Genomic DNA, 18,873 nt, shown 5'->3' on the forward strand with positions numbered 1-18,873 from the left:
CTCAGTGGCGCCGTTTTTGTGTGTTGCGATCCCTGTAGGAGCGTGGCTTGTCCCGCGATCTGCCGGGCACCGGCAGTAAGATCAGGCGACTTGGCGTCTCAGGCAAACCGCAATCGCAGGTTTTGCTGCCGGTGCCCGGCAGATCGCGGGACAAGCCACGCTCCTACAGATAACGCATTACCTGATCGTGTCCAGATCCGCGTGGCGGGTTTCTTTCAGACACAGCACCGCGATGACGCTGATCAGTGCCGCTGCCGATACATAGCCGCCGACCCAGCTCAATCCACCCATTTCCACCAGTTGCTGCGCGAAGAACGGGGCGACGGAAGCGCCGACGATGCCACCGATGTTGTAGGCCGCCGACGCGCCGGTATAACGCACGCGCGTAGGAAACAGTTCCGGCAGCATCGCGCCCATCGGGGCGAAGGTCACGCCCATCAGGAACAGCTCGATCGACAGAAACAGCGTCACGGCCCAGGTCGTGCCGTGGGTCAGCAGCGGTTGCATCAGAAAACCCGACAGGATCGCCAGCACGCCACCGATGATCAGCACCGGCCTGCGCCCGAAACGGTCACTGGCCCACGCCGAAAGCGGGGTCGCCAGTGCCATGAACAGCACGGCAAAGCACAGCATGGCCAGGAACGATTCACGGCTGTAGCCCAGCGTCTTGACCCCGTAGCTCAGCGAGAACACGGTGGAGATGTAGAACAGCGCGTAACACACCACCATCGACGCCGCGCCCAACAGCATCGGCGCCCAGTATTGCGAGAACAATTCGGCAATCGGCATTTTCAGGCGTTCGTGGCGCGCGATGGCCTTGGCGAAGATCGGTGTTTCTTCCAGCTTCAGGCGCACGTACAAACCAATCACGACCAGCACCGCGCTGAGCAGGAACGGAACGCGCCAGCCCCAGGAGCGAAATTGTTCGTCAGTCAGGGTCATGGCCAGCGTCAGAAACAGGCCGTTGGCCGCGAGGAAACCGATCGAAGGGCCGAGTTGCGGGAACATGCCGAACCAGGCGCGTTTGCCTTTTGGCGCGTTCTCGGTGGCGAGCAATGCGGCACCGCCCCATTCGCCACCCAGTCCGAGCCCTTGGCCAAAACGCAGGACGCACAGCAGGATCGGCGCCCATGAGCCTATGGCCTCATAGCCCGGCAGCACGCCGATCAATGTGGTGCAGATGCCCATCAGCAGCAAAGAAGCGACCAGTGTCGATTTACGGCCGATGCGGTCGCCAAAATGGCCGAACAGCGCGGAGCCCAGCGGGCGCGCCAGAAAGGCGATACCGAAGGTCAGGAACGCCGACAGCATTTGTGCGGTGCTGGAGGTCTGCGGGAAGAACACCGGTCCGATCACCAGCGCGGCGGCGGTGGCATAGACGTAGAAGTCGTAGAATTCGATGGCGGTGCCGATGAAGCTCGCGGTGGCCACGCGGGCAGCGGAGTTGGCAGGACGTGCCTCGCGCTCTTCGCTTGGCTGATAGGTGGAAGTGCTGGTCATGCGGTTATCCCTGGCAGTCATCTTGCCTGTCAGCGAGAAACGAAAAATCGTACGCGCGCTGGGGCAATCGTTAATTATTTTTGGGTACAGCGCTGAACAGACTAGCCCGGATGCGGGCGAAGGCGACTGGCTGCGCTCGGGATAGGAGCAAGCCAGGGTGTTGCATGAAGACGTCAGGCTGAGTGACTGGCCGGATCGCGCTTTGTGCGGGTAGCACGCGGATCGGCGGGGCTGGGTAAGCGGCTCGATTATAGGAAGGGCGTCAGCGCGGAAACAAGTGTTTCAAACGCGCTTCAGATCACGTCTTTGGTGCGGGTGTTCTGCCACATGAGCACGCGAGTGACGCGGTTGTCCTCGGTTTCGAGGGTTTCCAGCCGATACGGGCCGATTTTCAGGCACACGGAACTGTCGGGAATGGTTTCCAGTGCTTCGGTGATCAGTCCGTTGAGGGTTTTCGGGCCGTCGGCCGGAAGGTGCCAGCTGAGGGTCTTGTTCAGGTCGCGAATCGAGGCCGCGCCATCCACCACCAGGCGCCCGTCGGGTTGCGGATGAATGTGCGGGTTGTCGAGGGATTGCTCGCTTTCGAATTCGCCGACGATCTCTTCGAGAATGTCTTCCAGGCTGACGATGCCCAGCACTTCTCCGTACTCGTCGACCACCACGCCCATGCGTCGCTGCTGCTTGTGGAAATTCAGCAGTTGCAGCTGCAGCGGGGTGCTTTCCGGCACGAAGTAGGGTTCATAGCAGGCGGCTTTCAGCGCCTCTTTGGTCAATTCCCCGCGCGGCAGCAGATGGCTGATCATGCGGGTGTTGATCACGCCTTCAACCTGGTTGATGTCGTTGTGGTAGACCGGCAGACGGGTGTGGCGTGAAATGATCAGCTTGTCGGCGATCTCTTCGATGGTGTCATCCAGATTGATGCCGTCCACTTCGCTGCGCGGCACGAGGATGTCGTTGACGCTCATGCTGTCCAGCGCATGGATCCCTGAAATGATATGCGCCCGGCCGAACTGGCTTTCGTTGTCCTGATAGATCGTCGCCCCCATGTCGTCGTCATCGTCCGCATCGTCCGGCCGGCGTTTTGACAGGAAAGGGCGCAGCAGCAGTTTGGCGATGTTCTTGTAGATCCAGGTCAGCGGGCGCAGCAGGCGGACGGGAATGCGCAGGACGTTGTTGCCCAGCAGCAGGATCGCCTCGGGGCGACGTGCGGCCAGTTTGCGTGGAATGAATTCGGTGACGATGACCAGCACGCTGGCCACTGCGAGCCAGGCAATCAGCGGGCCATGGAAATACCACTGACTGATGGCCAGCAGCGTTGCCAGTACGGTGATCAAGACCTTGAGCAGCGTGTTGCCCAGGATCAGGCTGTTGAGGTTGAACGCCAGCGTCGGTTTGGGCGGCTCGGACGAGCGCGGATTGACCGGGACGGCGCGCAGGTTGTGGTGAGCCGCTTCAACGGCGGTGAACAGCGCCGACCACAAGGTGAGCAGGGCGAGCAGCGCAAGCATCGTGCCCGTGGGCAGGTTATCCATGATCGGCGCCCGTCAGATGTGCAGGATGTATTCGCGGACGAGCTTGCTGCCGAAATAGGCCAGCATCAACAGCAGAAAGCCGCCCAGGGTCCAGCGAATGGCTTTGTGGCCGCGCCAGCCCAGACGAGTGCGCCCCCACAACAGGACGCTGAACACGATCCACGCAAGGATCGACAGCAAGGTCTTGTGCACCAGATGCTGGGCAAACAGATTCTCGACGAACAGCCAGCCGGAAATCAGCGACATCGAGAGCAGGGTCCAGCCCGCCCACAGGAAGCCAAACAACAGGCTTTCCATGGTTTGCAGCGGCGGGAAATTCCGGATCAGGCCGGAAGGGTGTTTGTTTTTCAGCTGATGGTTCTGCAACAGGAGCAGCAGCGCCTGGAACACGGCGATGGTGAACATGCCATACGCCAGGATCGACAGCAGGATGTGCCCGATCAGGCCTTGCTCCGCGACGATCGGCTGCAGCGTGCCCGGCGGTGCGAACTGCGCCATCAGCGTGGTCAGGATACCCAGCGGGAACAACAGGATCAGCAGGATTTCCACCGGAATGCGAATGCACGCCAGCATGGTCACGATGATCACCGCGACCGCAATCAGGCTGGCGGCGCTGAAGAAGTCCAGACCCAGGCCGATCGGGCGCACCAACTGGCCGAAAAGCGCACTGGCCTGACAGGCGACAGCCAGGGTGCCGATCAGGCACAGCAGCCATTTATCGGCCTTTTTGCCCTGACGCAGGCGAGTACCTTGATAGAGGGTCGCAGCGGCGTAGAGAACGGCGGCGGCGAGGCTGAATAGCAAACTCGGTGACAAGGGGAACATAGATCCTGATGGGCGTGCCCGAAAGCCGCTGAGTTTGGCATAGAACCGACAGTCCACGAAAGACCACAGAAGCAGACGTCGTGGTGTCCGTGCGCCAGACTCTTCGCTATAATCCGCGACCTGCTCAAGCCACAGGCTCGTCGAGCGCTGTTCCCTCTATATATGTGCACCACTTTTTGGCGCTGCACCGGGGAGCAGGGCCGCATCAACTGGGGTTCATGACGAACTCAAAGGATCACGCATGTTTGAAAATCTGACAGATCGTCTCTCGCAGACGCTGCGCCAGGTCACCGGCAAGGCCAAGCTGACCGAGGACAACATCAAGGACACTCTGCGTGAAGTGCGTATGGCGCTGCTCGAAGCCGACGTCGCCTTGCCGGTGGTCAAAGACTTCGTCAACCGCATCAAGGAACGCGCCGTCGGCACCGAGGTGTCGCGCAGCCTGACCCCGGGCCAGGCCTTCGTGAAGATCGTCCAGGCCGAACTGGAAGAGATGATGGGGGCCGCCAACGAAGAGCTGACCCTCAACGTCACGCCGCCAGCGGTCATCCTGATGGCGGGTTTGCAGGGTGCGGGTAAGACCACCACTGCGGGCAAGCTGGCGAAATTCCTCAAAGAGCGCAAAAAGAAAACCGTGATGGTGGTGTCGGCGGACGTGTATCGTCCTGCGGCCATCAAGCAGCTGGAAACCCTGGCCAACGACATCGGCGTGACATTCTTCCCGTCCGACATCAGCCAGAAGCCGGTGGCGATCGCCGAAGCCGCCATTAAAGAAGCCAAACTCAAGTTCATCGATGTCGTGATCCTCGACACCGCCGGCCGTCTGCACATCGACGCCGAGATGATGGGCGAGATCCAGGCGCTGCACGCGGCGGTCAAGCCGGCTGAAACGCTGTTCGTGGTTGACGCCATGACCGGCCAGGACGCCGCCAACACCGCCAAGGCATTCGGCGACGCGCTGCCGCTGACCGGTGTGATCCTGACCAAGGTCGATGGTGACGCACGAGGCGGTGCTGCGCTGTCGGTTCGCGCCATCACCGGCAAGCCGATCAAGTTCATCGGTATGGGCGAGAAGAGCGATGCGCTGGAGCCTTTCCACCCTGACCGTATTGCCTCGCGCATCCTTGGCATGGGTGACGTGCTCAGCCTGATCGAACAGGCCGAGCAGACCCTCGACAAGGAAAAGGCCGACAAACTGGCCAAAAAGCTGAAGAAAGGCAAAGGCTTCGATCTCGAAGACTTCCGCGATCAGCTGCAACAGATGAAAAACATGGGCGGCCTCGGTGGCCTCATGGACAAGCTGCCGACCATGGGCGGCGTCAACCTGGCGCAGATGGGCAACGCCCAGAGCGCGGCAGAGAAACAGTTCAAGCAGATGGAAGCCATCATCAACTCCATGACCCCGGCCGAGCGCCGCGACCCTGAGCTGATCAGCGGTTCGCGCAAACGCCGTATAGCCATGGGCTCCGGCACTCAGGTGCAGGACATCGGGCGTCTGATCAAGCAGCACAAGCAGATGCAGAAGATGATGAAAAAGTTTTCCACCAAAGGTGGCATGGCCAAAATGATGCGCGGCATGGGCGGAATGCTGCCCGGCGGTGGCATGCCCAAGATGTGATTTGCACCGCGCGGGAGGCTCTTCCGCGCGTCCTTCTTTGGGGCAACCGTCCCACTGGCCTGCTTGCGCAGGCGCTTAATGGCCGTTGTTGATGACGGCTCCATGGCAAATCTTGATGGCCTGACGGCGTGCGCCGGAAAAAGTCATTTGCAAAAGTCCGGATATTCCTTAGAATATGCGGCCTTTCGGGCACCTATGCCCGCTGTGCATCTTAGATTTGCAGCACCGACTACAGGAACTTTGTTCAATGCTAACAATCCGTCTTGCCCTTGGCGGCTCCAAAAAGCGCCCGTTTTACCACCTGACTGTGACCGACAGCCGTAACCCACGCGACGGTTCGCACAAGGAACAAGTAGGTTTCTTCAACCCGGTTGCCCGTGGTCAGGAAATCCGTCTGTCCGTGAACCAAGAGCGCGTTGCCTACTGGCTGAGCGTTGGTGCACAACCTTCTGAGCGCGTTGCTCAGTTGTTGAAGGAATCTGCCAAGGCTGCGGCCTGAGCAATATGAACGCGACGCCAGTTGTTGCTGATGACCTGATCGTTGTTGGCAAAATTTATTCTGTTCATGGCGTTCGCGGCGAAGTGAAGGTGTATTCCTTTACTGATCCGACTGAAAACCTGTTGCAGTACAAAACCTGGACGCTCAAGCGCGAAGGCAATGTGAAGCAGGTTGAGCTGGTCAGTGGACGCGGGAGCGATAAGTTCCTGGTCGCGAAGCTCAAAGGTCTTGATGATCGTGAAGAAGCTCGTCTTCTGGCGGGTTATGAGATCTGCGTGCCGCGCAACCTGTTCCCTGAACTGACCGACGGCGAGTACTACTGGTACCAGCTTGTAGGTTTGAAGGTCATCGACCACCTTGGGCAACTGCTCGGGAAGATCGATCATCTTCTGGAAACCGGCTCGAACGATGTAATGGTGGTCAAGCCCTGCGCAGGCAGTCTGGATGATCGCGAACGCTTGTTGCCCTACACAGAGCAATGCGTGTTGGCCGTCGATCTGGTTGCAGGCGAGATGAAGGTGGATTGGGACGCGGATTTCTAAGCAATGGCTAGCCTGCGCATAGAAGTCATCAGTTTGTTTCCCGAGATGTTTTCCGCCATCAGCGAATACGGCATTACCAGCCGTGCGGTGAAACAAGGGCTGTTGCAGCTCACTTGTTGGAATCCGCGGGACTACACCACGGATCGGCATCACACTGTGGACGATCGCCCGTTTGGCGGTGGCCCTGGCATGGTGATGAAGATCAAGCCTCTGGAAGATGCACTGGTTCAGGCCAGGCAGGCTGCCGGGGACGCGGCGAAGGTTATTTACCTGTCGCCACAAGGCCGCAAGCTGGATCAGTCTGCGGTACGCGGGTTGGCGCAGGAAGAAGCACTTATCCTGATTGCCGGTCGTTATGAAGGCATTGACGAGCGTTTTATTGATGCTCATGTCGATGAAGAGTGGTCGATTGGAGACTATGTGTTGTCTGGCGGTGAGCTGCCGGCCATGGTCCTGATAGATGCGGTTACGCGACTGCTGCCTGGAGCTTTAGGGCATGTGGATTCCGCGGAGGAAGATTCCTTCACGGATGGTCTGCTGGATTGCCCGCATTACACCCGACCGGAGGTGTATGCGGATCAGCGTGTTCCCGACGTATTGCTAAGTGGCAATCACGCACACATCCGGCGTTGGCGTTTACAGCAGTCCCTTGGGCGGACCTATGAACGACGCGCCGATCTTCTGGAAAGCCGCTCGCTTTCTGGAGAAGAGAAGAAGCTGCTGGCGGAATACCTCCGCGAGCGGGACGATAGTTAACGTATCGATGGTAAATCCGACTGATTTACCTTAGGAGCACAGCATGACTAACAAAATCATTCTTGCACTCGAAGCAGAGCAGATGACCAAAGAAATCCCTCCCTTTGCCCCGGGCGACACCATTGTCGTTCAGGTGAAAGTGAAGGAAGGCGACCGTTCGCGTCTGCAAGCGTTCGAAGGCGTTGTTATCGCCAAGCGTAACCGTGGTGTGAACAGTGCTTTCACTGTTCGTAAAATCTCCAACGGTGTTGGCGTTGAGCGTACTTTCCAGACCTACAGCCCGCAAATCGACAGCATGGCTGTGAAACGTCGCGGTGACGTTCGCAAGGCCAAACTGTACTACCTGCGTGACCTGTCCGGTAAAGCAGCTCGCATCAAGGAAAAACTGGTTTAATCCCAGTCTCCGATGCAGAAAAAAGCAGCCTACGGGCTGCTTTTTTGTTGCCTGAAAAAAAGCCAATCCGGGTTCTCCCAAAAACGGTGGGAGCGAATTTATTCGCGAGAGGCCGTTATAAACGAAGGATCTTCTTCGCAGGCACCATTGCATCGCGAATAAATCCGCTCCCACAGGTGCTGTGCATGCCGGATGATTTTGTACCGCTCTTGCTTATATGAAAGACTGCCCTTCGTTTTCCTCCGCTCAAGCCGAAACCATGCCCGCCCTAGACCATCCCATGATCGACCGCTTCCTCGACGCCCTGTGGCTGGAGAAAGGACTTTCGGACAACACCCGTGATGCATACCGCAGCGATCTGACGCTGTTCAACGGCTGGCTGGAGGAAAGGGGGATCGACCTGATGGCGGTCGGACGTGGGGCGATTTTCGATCACCTGGCGTGGCGCGTCGATAACGGCTACAAAGCGCGTTCGAGTGCGCGATTCCTGTCGGGTGTGCGAGGTTTCTATCGTTACCTGCTGCGGGAAAAACTGATTTCGGTCGACCCCACGTTGCAGGTGGACATGCCGCAACTGGGCAAGCCGTTGCCCAAATCGCTGTCTGAGGCCGACGTCGAGGCGCTGCTCGCTGCGCCGGACCTGAGCGAGGCCATTGGTCAGCGGGACCGGGCCATGCTGGAAGTGCTCTACGCCTGCGGTCTGCGGGTGACCGAGCTGGTCAGCCTCACGCTGGAACAGGTCAACCTGCGTCAAGGCGTGTTACGGGTCATGGGCAAGGGCAGCAAGGAGCGATTGGTGCCGATGGGCGAGGAAGCCATCGTCTGGGTCGAGCGTTATATGCGGGACGCTCGGCAGGAAATCCTGGGCGGGCGCCCCAGCGACGTGCTGTTTCCCAGCTTGCGTGGCGAACAGATGACCCGACAGACGTTCTGGCATCGAATCAAGCTCCAGGCGAAGGTGGCGGGCATCGGCAAATCGTTGTCGCCGCACACGTTGCGTCATGCGTTTGCTACCCATCTGCTTAACCATGGCGCCGACCTTCGCGTGGTCCAGATGCTCCTCGGGCACAGCGATCTTTCGACCACGCAGATCTACACCCATGTGGCACGCGCGAGGCTGCAGGACTTGCACGCTAAACACCACCCGAGAGGGTAAGGGCGATCGTAATTTACGACGTGTCTTACATCAGTCGGCGTCGGTGTTGCGGGCCTTATGTGATAGGCTTTGCCGGTTTCGCAGATTGGAGCTCCGAAAACTTGCCGGTGCGTCCGCGTCCGCCGTTTTCATTCCCGCCCGTCTGCCCACCGCCCGAGGAGTTTTCATGCGCGTGACTCGTATTATCGGTGCTGCCGTTGTAGCGCTGGCCAGCACTTTCAGCCTGTTTGCCCACGCCGATGAGGCGTCTGACAAGGCGATTCGCAAGACCCTGGAAACCCTGAACCTGGAGATTCCGGTCGAAAGCATTTCCAGCAGCCCGCTCAATGGTTTGTACGAAGTCAACCTCAAGGGCGGCCGCGTGCTCTACGCCAGCGCTGACGGTCAGTTCGTGATGCAGGGCAACCTGTACCTGATTCAGGGCGGCAAGCCGGTCAACCTGACCGAAAAAGTCGAACGCCAAGCGATTTCCAAGACGATCAATGGCATTCCGGCCGCAGAAATGGTCGTGTACCCGGCCGTTGGCGAGACCAAGTCGCACATCACCGTGTTCACCGACACGACCTGCCCGTACTGCCACAAACTGCATGGCGAAGTGCCGGAGCTGAACAAGCGTGGCATCGAAGTGCGTTACGTCGCGTTCCCGCGTCAGGGCCTGGGCTCGCCGGGTGACGAACAACTGCAGGCGGTGTGGTGTTCCAAGGATCGTCGCGCCGCCATGGACCGCATGGTCGATGGCAAGAACATTGAGGCGCCGAAGTGCGCGAACCCGGTGACCAAGCAATTCGAGATCGGTCAGTCGATTGGCGTGAACGGTACGCCAGCCATCGTCCTGGCTGACGGTCAGGTGATTCCGGGCTACCAGCCAGCGCCGCAAGTCGCCAAACTGGCACTCAGCGCCAAGTAATCCTGTTCGTCGCGGGCTGCCTGCGACGAACATTGAAGCAGCGGATCTGCCGGTGCTTCATCAATAGCGAGCCGCAATTCACTGCGGCTGTTTTCACGGCCGGCCTCGCGTCGGCCGTTTTATGGGGAGTTCATAGTGAAACCGGTCAAAGTAGGCATCTGTGGGCTGGGTACTGTCGGTGGCGGTACCTTCAATGTGCTAAAGCGTAACGCCGAGGAGATTGCCCGCCGTGCCGGGCGTGGAATCGAAGTGGCGCAGATCGCTGTGCGTACACCCAACCCCAATTGCCAGATTACCGGTACCCCGACCACGACCGACGTTTTCGACGTGGCCAGCAACCCAGAAATCGACATCGTCATTGAGCTGATCGGTGGCTATACCGTCGCCCGCGAACTGGTGCTCAAAGCCATCGAAAACGGCAAGCACGTGGTCACCGCCAACAAGGCGCTGATCGCCGTTCACGGTAACGAAATCTTCGCCAAGGCCCGCGAGAAGGGCGTCATCGTTGCGTTCGAAGCGGCAGTGGCTGGCGGCATCCCGGTGATCAAGGCGATTCGCGAAGGCCTGTCGGCCAACCGCATCAACTGGGTTGCGGGCATCATCAACGGCACCGGTAACTTCATCCTGACCGAGATGCGTGAGAAGGGGCGCACCTTTCCGGACGTCTTGGCCGAAGCCCAGGCGCTGGGTTACGCCGAAGCCGATCCGACGTTCGACGTCGAAGGCATCGATGCGGCGCACAAACTGACCATCCTGGCGTCGATCGCCTTCGGTATCCCGTTGCAGTTCGACAAGGCTTACACCGAAGGCATCACCAAGCTGACCACCGCTGACGTCAACTATGCCGAGGCGCTGGGCTATCGCATCAAGCACTTGGGCGTTGCCCGCAGCACCGCCGCCGGCATCGAACTGCGCGTGCACCCGACCCTGATCCCGGCTGACCGCCTGATCGCCAACGTCAATGGCGTGATGAACGCTGTGATGGTCAATGGCGACGCCGCCGGTTCGACACTGTTCTACGGCGCTGGCGCCGGCATGGAGCCGACTGCATCGTCCGTGGTCGCCGATCTGGTCGACGTCGTTCGTGCCTTGACCACTGACCCGGAAAACCGCGTTCCGCACCTGGCCTTCCAGCCAGATTCGCTCTCGGCCCATCCGATCCTGCCGATCGAGGCGTGCGAGAGTGCCTACTACCTGCGCATTCAGGCCAAGGACCACCCAGGTGTTCTGGCTCAGGTCGCAAGCATTCTGTCCGAGCGTGGCATCAACATCGAATCGATCATGCAGAAGGAAGTCGAAGAGCATGACGGCCTGGTGCCGATGATTCTGTTGACCCACCGTGTGGTCGAACAGCGCATGAACGATGCGATCCAGGCGCTGGAAGCCTTGCAGGACGTGGCTGGCCCGGTTGTGCGTATTCGCGTCGAGCATCTCAATTAAGCAGCGCTCAAGCGGCAAGCTGCAAGTAAGAGCAAAATCACATCGCAGTGAGCTTCGAGCCGCGAGCTGCAGGTCAACAGGCGAACCGCTTTGACTTGCCGCTTGGCGCTTGAAGCTTGCGGCCCAAACCGAAGGTTTGACTTATGCGCTACATCAGTACCCGTGGCCAGGCACCGGCCCTGAATTTCGAAGACGTGCTGCTCGCCGGCCTCGCCAGCGATGGCGGTCTGTATGTTCCGGAAAACCTGCCTCGTTTCACTCAGGAAGAAATCGCCTCCTGGGCGGGCCTGCCTTACCACGAGCTCGCATTCCGCGTGATGCGCCCGTTCGTCACCGGCAGCATTCCGGATGCCGACTTCAAGAAAATCCTCGAAGAGACCTATGGTGTGTTCGCGCACAGCGCCGTCGCGCCACTGCGTCAGTTGAACGGCAATGAGTGGGTGATGGAGCTGTTCCACGGCCCGACGCTGGCGTTCAAGGACTTCGCCCTGCAACTGCTGGGTCGTCTGCTGGACTATGTGCTGGAAAAACGCGGTGAGCGCGTGGTGATCATCGGCGCGACGTCTGGCGATACCGGGTCGGCCGCCATCGAAGGTTGCCGTCGCTGCGACAACGTCGACATCTTCATCCTGCACCCGAACAATCGCGTGTCGGACGTTCAGCGCCGTCAGATGACGACTATCTTCGGTGAGAACATCCACAACATCGCCATCGAAGGCAACTTCGACGACTGCCAGGAAATGGTCAAGAACAGCTTCGCTGACCAGAGCTTCCTCAAAGGCACGCGTCTGGTCGCGGTGAACTCGATCAACTGGGCGCGGATCATGGCCCAGATCGTCTACTACTTCCACGCATCCCTGCAGCTGGGCGGCCCGGCGCGTTCGGTGGCGTTCTCGGTGCCGACCGGCAACTTCGGTGACATCTTCGCGGGCTACCTGGCGCGCAACATGGGTCTGCCGATCAGCCAGTTGATCGTCGCCACCAACCGCAATGACATCCTGCACCGCTTCATGAGCGGCAATCAGTACGTCAAGGAAACCCTGCACGCCACACTGTCGCCGTCGATGGACATCATGGTGTCGTCGAACTTCGAGCGTCTGCTGTTCGACATGCACGGCCGCAACGGTTCGGCGATTGCCGCGCTGATGGACAGCTTCAAGCAAGGTGGCGGTTTCAGCGTCGAAGAAGACCGCTGGACCGAAACCCGCAAGCTGTTCGATTCGCTGGCTGTCAGCGACGAACAAACCTGCGAAACCATCGCCGAAGTGTTTGCCAGCACCGGCGAGCTGCTGGATCCGCACACGGCCATCGGTGTGAAAGCCGCGCGCGATTGCCGTCGCAGCCTGGACACGCCGATGGTCATTCTGGGGACGGCTCACCCGGTCAAATTCCCGGAAGCCGTGCAGAAAGCGGGCGTAGGAAAAGCGCTAGAGTTGCCTGCACATTTGTCTGATTTGTTCGAGCGCGATGAGCGTTGCACGGTGCTGCCGAATGACCTCAAAGCCATGCAGGCGTTCGTCAGCCAGCACGGAAACCGGGGTAAACCACTCTAACGGTTTCTCCGTGTAACAACTTCAGGCCCGCTCTCCAGCGGGCCTTCTCATTTCTGCGTGCCACACTTGCAAGGTATTTTTGAATTTCGCGGACAAATCCAGTGGCGGCAGAACCCATGAACATGAGCGCTTCAATGGTGCTCATCACGACCCGATTCCTTCGATACGCGCTGCGCATTTTGTTGTTGCTCGCGTGTGTCTGGAGCGTGAAGGGGCAGGCGGCACAGAACCTGCCGTTTGCGCTCGGCTCCCCATTTTTGAGCCAGCCGGCGCTGGCACTCGATCCTGCTGACCGGCAATGGCTGGACGAGCACAAGGTATTGAGAGTCGGCATTGCGATGGCCGATTACGAACCCATCGACATCACGAGTGATCGCAATCGTTATCAAGGGGTGAGCGCCGATTATCTGAGCCTGATCAGCGCCAAGCTCGGGATACCCGTCCGGGTGTCAGGATTCGCCAAGCGCGAACAGGCGGTGGCTGCCTTGCTGGCGGGTGACATTGATCTGCTGACCAGCGGCAACGGGTACGAGCGCGGGGTCGAGGGGCTGGCATTCACCCACGACTACCTGCCGGACCGGGCAGTGGTGGTAGGGCGCGGTAACGACGCCAGCCTGACGGGCTCGTTGAAGGGAAAACGCCTGGCCTTGCTGGATGGATACGCCGATGCGCAGGTGTTGCACCGTGTGTACCCGGACAGCGACATCGTGCTGGCCCCCACGCTGTACAGCGCGATGGAGGCGTTGTCACATGGCGACGTTGACGCGTTCATTGGCAATGAAGTGATCGTTCGCGCCTACAACGCGCAGCGACCTTACCAAGGGCTGCAGATCAAGTTCGAGAGCCTGCTGCCGCCCACCGGCTTCGCATTCGCCATGCGCCAGGACGAGTCGAGGTTGCTCGCCCTGTTCAATCGCTCCCTTGCCGAGTTGGGAGAGTCGGTCGACCGAGAGATTCAAGGTCGATGGACGACAGGGCTGGGTGCCGACGTTGCCCAGCAACGGATTCATCTCAGTACCGCCGAGCAATTGTGGGTGCGCAATCACCCGCAGGTCACCATTGCCTCCACGCAACACCCGCCCTACATCTACACCGACAGCCGCGGCAATTGGGTCGGCTTGAATATCGACGTGCTCAATCGCATCGCGCGCATGACCGGACTCAAGTTCGTCCATCAGGCCATGCCGTCGACAAAGGCCGCGCTGGAGGCCTTGAGTGCAGGCAAGGCGGACATGAACACCACGCTGGCCGAAAGCCCCAGCCGCAGGGCCTTCCTCGACTTCACTTACGCGTTCGGCGGCAACAACTGGGTCTACGTGGTCCGCTCGGATCGCTCGTCAGAGATCAACCTGTCGCAGATGGCCGGCAAGGTCCTGGCGTTGCCGGCGCGTCACGCGTTGCTGGAGTTCATTCAATCCCACTACCCCGATATTCAATTGCGCCTGGTCCCGACGTACGACGATGCCCGCAGGCTGGTGGAAAACGGTCAGGCCGATGCGACCATCCAGAATGAAGCGGGGGCCTGGCTTTACCCGCCGGGCCGTTTGAAGGTCGGGCGCAGTGTCGAGGGCAAGTGGTCCCCGGATCGCTTTTCGGTCATCAAGACCCAACCGGAGTTGCTGAGCATCCTGAACAAGGCGCTCGATGAGTTTCCGGTCGCGGAAATGCGCGCCATCCGGCTGAAATGGCTGGGCGCGGTCATCTCTCAACCCTCGCTGTGGCAACGTATTCCGGGATGGGTGTACTGGACGCTGGCCATTGCACTGTTGCTGGGGCTGGTGTCGCTGGCCTGGAGCAGTCGTCTCAAGTTTCAGATTCGCCAGCGGGTGCGCGCAGAAGAGCAGCTCAGCGACCAGTTGGCCTTCAAGCGGGCGTTGCTCGACGGCATTCCCAACCCCATTTACGTCCGGGACCTCACGGGGCGGCTGATCTCCTGCAACCGCAGCTATGAGGAAAGCTTCGGTATCAGCTACGAGCAGATGAATGGCCGTCGTTTGATTGATGTGGACCTGATCCCCCACGACAGCGCCGAGCGCATGCACGCCGACTACATGACGCTGCTGCAAACCCAGAAACCGGTGTTCGCTGATCGCAGCATGCTGCTGGCTGGCAAGCACATCGAGGCGTGGCAATGGACGGTGCCGTTTTACAGCGCCGATGGTCAGCTTCAGGGGCTGCTCGGCGGCTGGATCGACATCACCGAACGCAAGCGACTGGAGCGCGAGTTGACCCTGGCGCAGCAACAGGCCGAGCAGGCGAACCGGGCAAAGAGTGCGTTTCTGGCGACGATGAGCCATGACATTCGCACGCCGATGGGCGCCATCATCGGCCTGCTGGAGTTGGAGCGTGAGCACTGCAAGCTGCGCGGTGAAACACCCTCCGAGGGACTGGATGTCGCGCACCGTGCAGCCTGTGAGCTGGTTGAGCTGATCGGTGAAAGCCTTGATCTGGCAAAGATTGAATCAGGTCAACTGCAACTGAGGACGGTGGCGACGTTACTGAGGCCATTCATGGAGGACGTCTACCAGCTGTTCAGGGTTCGCGCGCAGGGCAATGACCTGTCGTTTACCCTCGAGATTGCGCCTGATGTCGAACACGCCTATTTCATCGACCCGCTGCGCGTGCGACAGATCCTGCACAACCTGATTGGCAATGCGCTGAAGTTCACTGCCGAAGGGTCTGTCTCGATGACGGTGACGCGGCGTTCCGAGCCTGATCAGACCGGGTTGCACATCGAAATTACCGACACCGGTTCAGGAATGAGCCCGGAGCAGCAAGGGCGGCTGTTCCAGCCGTTCAGTCAGGGCGATGAGCAGGCCGACGGCCTATTGGGCGGCAGTGGTCTGGGGCTGAGTATCTGCAAGCAACTGGTCGACTTGATGGGCGGCCGCATCACGGTCATCAGCGCGCCAGGAGAGGGGACGCGGGTCCATCTGGATCTTCCGGTAAAACCGGCGGATGTACCGGCCCTGCCTGAGAAAGAGCCCCTTCGTCCGGCAGTCTCCGAAACAAGTTTGAATATTCTGGTTGCCGATGACCTTTCCGCCAACCGCCTGGTCCTGAAAGGGCAACTTGAGCTGCTCGGGCATCGGGTGACGGCCGTCGACAGCGGTGAGGCTGCGTTTGCGGCGTGGCGCGACGGAGACTTCGATGGGCTGATTACCGATTGCAACATGCCAGGCATGGACGGCTATGAACTGACCCGGGCCATTCGAGGCATTGAACAGCGGGATCGCCGACGTGAGCGCCCGATCATCGGTTGCACTGCCAACGCCATGCATGAGGAACGCGACCGCTGTGAAGCGGCAGGCATGGATGCGCTGCTGGTCAAGCCGGTCTCTCTGGCGCAACTGGCGCAAAAACTCGAAGACGTCGTGATGCCTGCAGAGAAAGAACAGCGTGCGTTCGACATTCAGGTGTTGCATCACATGACCCAGGCCAACGAGGTGCAGATCCAGCGCATGCTGGCCGAACTCTGGAAAAACCTGCGACAGGAACACGATTTGCTCGTCCCTGCGGTGGCCACGTATGACTGGAAAGCCCTCAGCACCAGCCTGCATCGCCTCAAGGGCGTCGCCTGTCTGATCGACGCGGTGCCGCTTGCCAAGGCGTGTGCGCAGATGGACAGCGAAGTGCGTGAGCAGCGCAGCGCCAGGATCGAGGCCTCCTGGCAGGTCCTGAACGCTTGCATGGACGCACTGCTCGACGCACTTGAGGACCATCTGGTCGACGTGCCTGCACTTTAAGACCTGTCCTATGGGGTACAGATAGCGGGCTCTTTAGAGTGCAGATAACGGGGCCGAAATGGGCCTCGACTGCCAGAGGGTCCAGCGTGTGCATTCGCTCAAGGTTCTGATACTCGAAGACAATCCTTTCCAGATGATGGCGTTGCACCAGATGCTCAACGCCAATCAAGTGTTCGACGTGCTCACGGCGGACTGCGTCGAAGTCGCGCAGCGCTCGCTCGAGCTTCGTGGGCCGGTCGACATCGCCATCTGTGACCTGCAAATGGAGGGTCAGGACGGTCTGTCGCTGATCGGGCACCTGGCAGCGAGCGGAATGGCGCGCACGGTCATCATTCTGAGCAGTGCTGAAGACACGGTGCTCGACAGCGCAGCGCAGCTCGCGCGACAGCAAGGCATCAATGTGCTTGGGGTCATGCGCAAACCGGCATCGGTTGCCGCCATTGGCGGCTTGCTCAGTAAATGGCTGCTCGGTCAGTCGGGTACGGCGCAGGTTGTGACACCCTTGACTGCGGCCGCGTCGCCCGCCTTGAGCCCGCTCGATCCCACCCAGAATTACGCCCCGCAATGGATCGCCCATTTTCAGCCCAAGGTGAGTCTGGACGGGGAATTGGCAGGCGTTGAGCTGTTGGCCCGCTGGGAGCATCCAGAGCATGGATTGCTGATGCCGGGCCGATTTCTCCCGTTGATTGAGCGCGCCGGTCTGATGGGCGCATTGACGTGGCACATGCTTGAGCTGGCGCTCAGCCTGTCTCATCAGCGACTGCTTTCCCATGGCCATGCTCTGCCGGTCGCGGTGAACGTTCCGCCAGTGTTGCTGGATCAGCCAGATTTCATCCCGCGCTTGTTGGTGCTCCTAGAGCGTTTTCCCGTCAGACCCCAGATGTTGACCCTGGAAGTGGTTGAGCAATCGGCCCGGCAACTGGCGGTGGTTCAGTTCGAAAACCTGCTCAGGCTGCGCATGGCCGGGTGCCGTCTTTCCATCGACGATTTTGGAACGGGCGCGTCGAACATCCAGCGTTTGCTTGAGTTGCCGTTCAGCGAGTTGAAGATTCCGGCGGAGTTCGTGCGTGGCCTTGCCGACGACCGACGCAAATCGGCGATCGTCGGCGGGGCCTTGTTCATGGCGCAGAAGATGGCGCTGGATGTGGTGGTCGAGGGCGTTGAAACCGCCGACGACTACGACGCGCTGTTGATGCTCGGCCATCCCGTCATACAAGGCTATTTCATTGCCAGACCCATGCCGGAAGCTGACTTCCTGAACTGGCTCCAGGTGCTTGAGCGCACTCCTGAGCGGGTCCTGCCGTTCGACACGGTCAGACCAGGCCGTGCTCCTGCACGTAAATGAACAAAGCCGCATCGTTGGCGAGCCCCAACTTGCGCATGGCGCTGACTTTCTGAGCGCTGACGGTCTGTTTGCTGCGGTTGAGCTGCGCGGCGATGGCCCCGACCGATTTTCCGGCGGCGAGCAAACGGATGACTTCCAGTTCGCGAGGCGAGAGATCCGTCAGCGCCACAAGGGTGTCGGAGCCGTAATCCGCCGCTTCCAGCAGGCTGCGCTGGACCGAGTCGGCAACGAAGGATTTGCCATGGCTGACGCTGTTGATCGCCGCAGGCAGTTCGTCGGCCATGCTCGCCTTGCTGAGCAGCCCCTGGATCTTCAACGCGAGCATTGAACGAAACAGCCCTGCATTGTTGAGCATGGTCACCACGATAATCGGCAGCGCCGGGTACTCGCGTCGAATACGCTCGAGCAATCGAAGCCCGTCATTTTGATCCTGAACCGGCATCATGAAATCGGTCACCAGCAGGTCGCAGGGGTGCTCGCTGAGTTTTTCCAGGAGTTCGTCCGGCGCACTGGCTTGCGCGATCACCGTGGCGCGCTCGTTCTGCTCGATCACTACCTTCAGACCAATCAGGAATATCGGGTGATCGTCCGCCAGGATAATGCGCAACGGTCGAGTGTCGGTGGGCATCTTGGCGGCTCCTTTGAGTCCGGCCTTATTGATTTTCGGACGCGTCCTAAATGCCTGTAGACGATTGTGGTCGAGACTCAAGGTCACTCGTCTTGTTGCAGGAGTTATCGATGCGCATGTGCAAGGAACACCCGATATGTCGGGAAGAGCAAGTCTCTTCTACAGCGCTGATCACCAATTGTGTGGCGCGTATCACGCCTTCCCCGTATTCGGTTCGTCAGGCCATTGGTCGTTATCGTCATATCCAGAACGAAGAAGTCAATCAGCCGTCATCGGTCTTCGTCACGGTCCTGGGATGAGCTGAAGGCTCTGCCACGGGTGTCAGAAGCGTGAATTCTTTCTGTCACATCCGGCAGGCATGCTCCATTGACCAGGTTGCAGCAATCACCCAACTCACGGCAAAAAGAACTTTCCGGTTCGGCCGATGGTCAT

16 protein-coding genes are annotated in these 18,873 nt (G+C 59.8%); 12 read left to right on the forward strand and 4 right to left on the reverse strand.

The features are described from left to right. Nucleotides 1-177 precede the first annotated feature (177 nt). From ABDX87_RS19275 to ABDX87_RS19285, 3 genes are all read right to left on the reverse strand, one after another. Nucleotides 178-1,500, reverse strand: coding sequence for an MFS transporter (locus ABDX87_RS19275; protein WP_346829311.1), 1,323 nt, complete (start codon nt 1,498-1,500; stop codon nt 178-180). A gap of 293 nt (nt 1,501-1,793) precedes the next feature. Next, complete coding sequence (locus tag ABDX87_RS19280) at nt 1,794-3,032, reverse strand: CNNM domain-containing protein (protein WP_346829312.1); 1,239 nt, start codon at nt 3,030-3,032, stop codon at nt 1,794-1,796. A 12-nt stretch (nt 3,033-3,044) separates the two neighbouring features. Then, nucleotides 3,045-3,857 (reverse strand): cytochrome C assembly family protein, encoded by an 813-nt coding sequence (locus tag ABDX87_RS19285; RefSeq protein ID WP_346829313.1) that lies wholly within the window; start codon nt 3,855-3,857, stop codon nt 3,045-3,047. Between the two features lie 241 nt (nt 3,858-4,098). Between ABDX87_RS19285 and ffh the strand changes: the two genes are divergently transcribed. The 11 genes from ffh to ABDX87_RS19340 all read left to right on the forward strand — a co-directional run bounded on the left by ffh (nt 4,099) and on the right by ABDX87_RS19340 (nt 17,813). Next, nucleotides 4,099-5,475 (forward strand): signal recognition particle protein, encoded by a 1,377-nt coding sequence (gene ffh, locus ABDX87_RS19290; RefSeq protein WP_346829314.1) that lies wholly within the window; start codon nt 4,099-4,101, stop codon nt 5,473-5,475. A 247-nt stretch (nt 5,476-5,722) separates the two neighbouring features. Continuing rightward, the gene (gene rpsP, locus ABDX87_RS19295) at nt 5,723-5,974 is read left to right on the forward strand and encodes a 30S ribosomal protein S16 (protein ID WP_003185073.1); all 252 of its coding nucleotides are present in this window, start codon (nt 5,723-5,725) and stop codon (nt 5,972-5,974) included. Nucleotides 5,975-5,979: 5 nt separating this feature from the next. Next, a complete protein-coding gene (gene rimM, locus ABDX87_RS19300) occupies nt 5,980-6,516 on the forward strand; it encodes a ribosome maturation factor RimM (protein ID WP_062383376.1) in 537 nt (178 codons plus the stop codon). Nucleotides 6,517-6,519: 3 nt separating this feature from the next. After that, the gene (trmD, locus tag ABDX87_RS19305; protein WP_346829315.1) at nt 6,520-7,272 is read left to right on the forward strand and encodes a tRNA (guanosine(37)-N1)-methyltransferase TrmD; all 753 of its coding nucleotides are present in this window, start codon (nt 6,520-6,522) and stop codon (nt 7,270-7,272) included. Nucleotides 7,273-7,315: 43 nt separating this feature from the next. After that, complete coding sequence (gene rplS / locus ABDX87_RS19310) at nt 7,316-7,666, forward strand: 50S ribosomal protein L19 (RefSeq protein ID WP_008018567.1); 351 nt, start codon at nt 7,316-7,318, stop codon at nt 7,664-7,666. Between the two features lie 259 nt (nt 7,667-7,925). After that, a complete protein-coding gene (gene xerD / locus ABDX87_RS19315; protein ID WP_346829316.1) occupies nt 7,926-8,822 on the forward strand; it encodes a site-specific tyrosine recombinase XerD in 897 nt (298 codons plus the stop codon). 166 nt (nt 8,823-8,988) lie between these two features. Next, nucleotides 8,989-9,729 carry a bifunctional protein-disulfide isomerase/oxidoreductase DsbC gene (dsbC, locus tag ABDX87_RS19320; protein ID WP_346829317.1) on the forward strand — a complete coding sequence of 247 codons (741 nt, stop codon included), beginning with the start codon at nt 8,989-8,991 and terminating at the stop codon, nt 9,727-9,729. Nucleotides 9,730-9,864: 135 nt separating this feature from the next. Next, the gene (locus tag ABDX87_RS19325; RefSeq protein WP_074752798.1) at nt 9,865-11,169 is read left to right on the forward strand and encodes a homoserine dehydrogenase; all 1,305 of its coding nucleotides are present in this window, start codon (nt 9,865-9,867) and stop codon (nt 11,167-11,169) included. A gap of 143 nt (nt 11,170-11,312) precedes the next feature. Continuing rightward, nucleotides 11,313-12,722 (forward strand): threonine synthase, encoded by a 1,410-nt coding sequence (gene thrC, locus ABDX87_RS19330; protein ID WP_346829318.1) that lies wholly within the window; start codon nt 11,313-11,315, stop codon nt 12,720-12,722. A gap of 122 nt (nt 12,723-12,844) precedes the next feature. Beyond that, nucleotides 12,845-16,468, forward strand: coding sequence for an ATP-binding protein (locus tag ABDX87_RS19335; RefSeq protein WP_346829319.1), 3,624 nt, complete (start codon nt 12,845-12,847; stop codon nt 16,466-16,468). A gap of 58 nt (nt 16,469-16,526) precedes the next feature. Beyond that, complete coding sequence (locus ABDX87_RS19340; RefSeq protein WP_346829320.1) at nt 16,527-17,813, forward strand: EAL domain-containing response regulator; 1,287 nt, start codon at nt 16,527-16,529, stop codon at nt 17,811-17,813. Here ABDX87_RS19340 and ABDX87_RS19345 read toward each other — a convergent pair. Next, nucleotides 17,782-18,441, reverse strand: a complete 660-nt coding sequence (locus tag ABDX87_RS19345) for a response regulator transcription factor (protein WP_346829321.1) — start codon at nt 18,439-18,441, stop codon at nt 17,782-17,784. The two genes, ABDX87_RS19340 and ABDX87_RS19345, sit on opposite strands and share 32 nt — an antisense overlap. A 110-nt stretch (nt 18,442-18,551) precedes the next feature. Here ABDX87_RS19345 and ABDX87_RS19350 point away from each other — a divergent pair, with 110 nt between their 5' ends. Then, nucleotides 18,552-18,740, forward strand: a complete 189-nt coding sequence (locus ABDX87_RS19350; protein ID WP_346829322.1) for a hypothetical protein — start codon at nt 18,552-18,554, stop codon at nt 18,738-18,740. The last annotated feature ends 133 nt before the right edge of the window (nt 18,741-18,873 follow it).

The organism is Pseudomonas abietaniphila (assembly GCF_039697315.1).
In the GTDB taxonomy this organism is placed as follows: Bacteria; Pseudomonadota; Gammaproteobacteria; order Pseudomonadales; family Pseudomonadaceae; genus Aquipseudomonas; species Aquipseudomonas abietaniphila_B.

Bases quoted from the DNA above. Each gene is read 5' to 3' on its own strand.
- ABDX87_RS19285 (WP_346829313.1), bottom strand. From the start codon at position 3,857: ATGTTCCCCTTGTCACCGAGTTTGCTATTCAGCCTCGCCGCCGCCGTT.
- ABDX87_RS19275 (WP_346829311.1), bottom strand. From the start codon at position 1,500: ATGACCAGCACTTCCACCTATCAGCCAAGCGAAGAGCGCGAGGCACGT.
- xerD (WP_346829316.1), top strand. From the start codon at position 7,926: ATGCCCGCCCTAGACCATCCCATGATCGACCGCTTCCTCGACGCCCTG.
- ABDX87_RS19335 (WP_346829319.1), top strand. From the start codon at position 12,845: ATGAGCGCTTCAATGGTGCTCATCACGACCCGATTCCTTCGATACGCG.
- rplS (WP_008018567.1), top strand. From the start codon at position 7,316: ATGACTAACAAAATCATTCTTGCACTCGAAGCAGAGCAGATGACCAAA.
- thrC (WP_346829318.1), top strand. From the start codon at position 11,313: ATGCGCTACATCAGTACCCGTGGCCAGGCACCGGCCCTGAATTTCGAA.
- rimM (WP_062383376.1), top strand. From the start codon at position 5,980: ATGAACGCGACGCCAGTTGTTGCTGATGACCTGATCGTTGTTGGCAAA.
- ABDX87_RS19345 (WP_346829321.1), bottom strand. From the start codon at position 18,441: ATGCCCACCGACACTCGACCGTTGCGCATTATCCTGGCGGACGATCAC.
- trmD (WP_346829315.1), top strand. From the start codon at position 6,520: ATGGCTAGCCTGCGCATAGAAGTCATCAGTTTGTTTCCCGAGATGTTT.
- ABDX87_RS19350 (WP_346829322.1), top strand. From the start codon at position 18,552: ATGCGCATGTGCAAGGAACACCCGATATGTCGGGAAGAGCAAGTCTCT.
- ABDX87_RS19280 (WP_346829312.1), bottom strand. From the start codon at position 3,032: ATGGATAACCTGCCCACGGGCACGATGCTTGCGCTGCTCGCCCTGCTC.
- dsbC (WP_346829317.1), top strand. From the start codon at position 8,989: ATGCGCGTGACTCGTATTATCGGTGCTGCCGTTGTAGCGCTGGCCAGC.
- ABDX87_RS19340 (WP_346829320.1), top strand. From the start codon at position 16,527: ATGGGCCTCGACTGCCAGAGGGTCCAGCGTGTGCATTCGCTCAAGGTT.
- ffh (WP_346829314.1), top strand. From the start codon at position 4,099: ATGTTTGAAAATCTGACAGATCGTCTCTCGCAGACGCTGCGCCAGGTC.
- rpsP (WP_003185073.1), top strand. From the start codon at position 5,723: ATGCTAACAATCCGTCTTGCCCTTGGCGGCTCCAAAAAGCGCCCGTTT.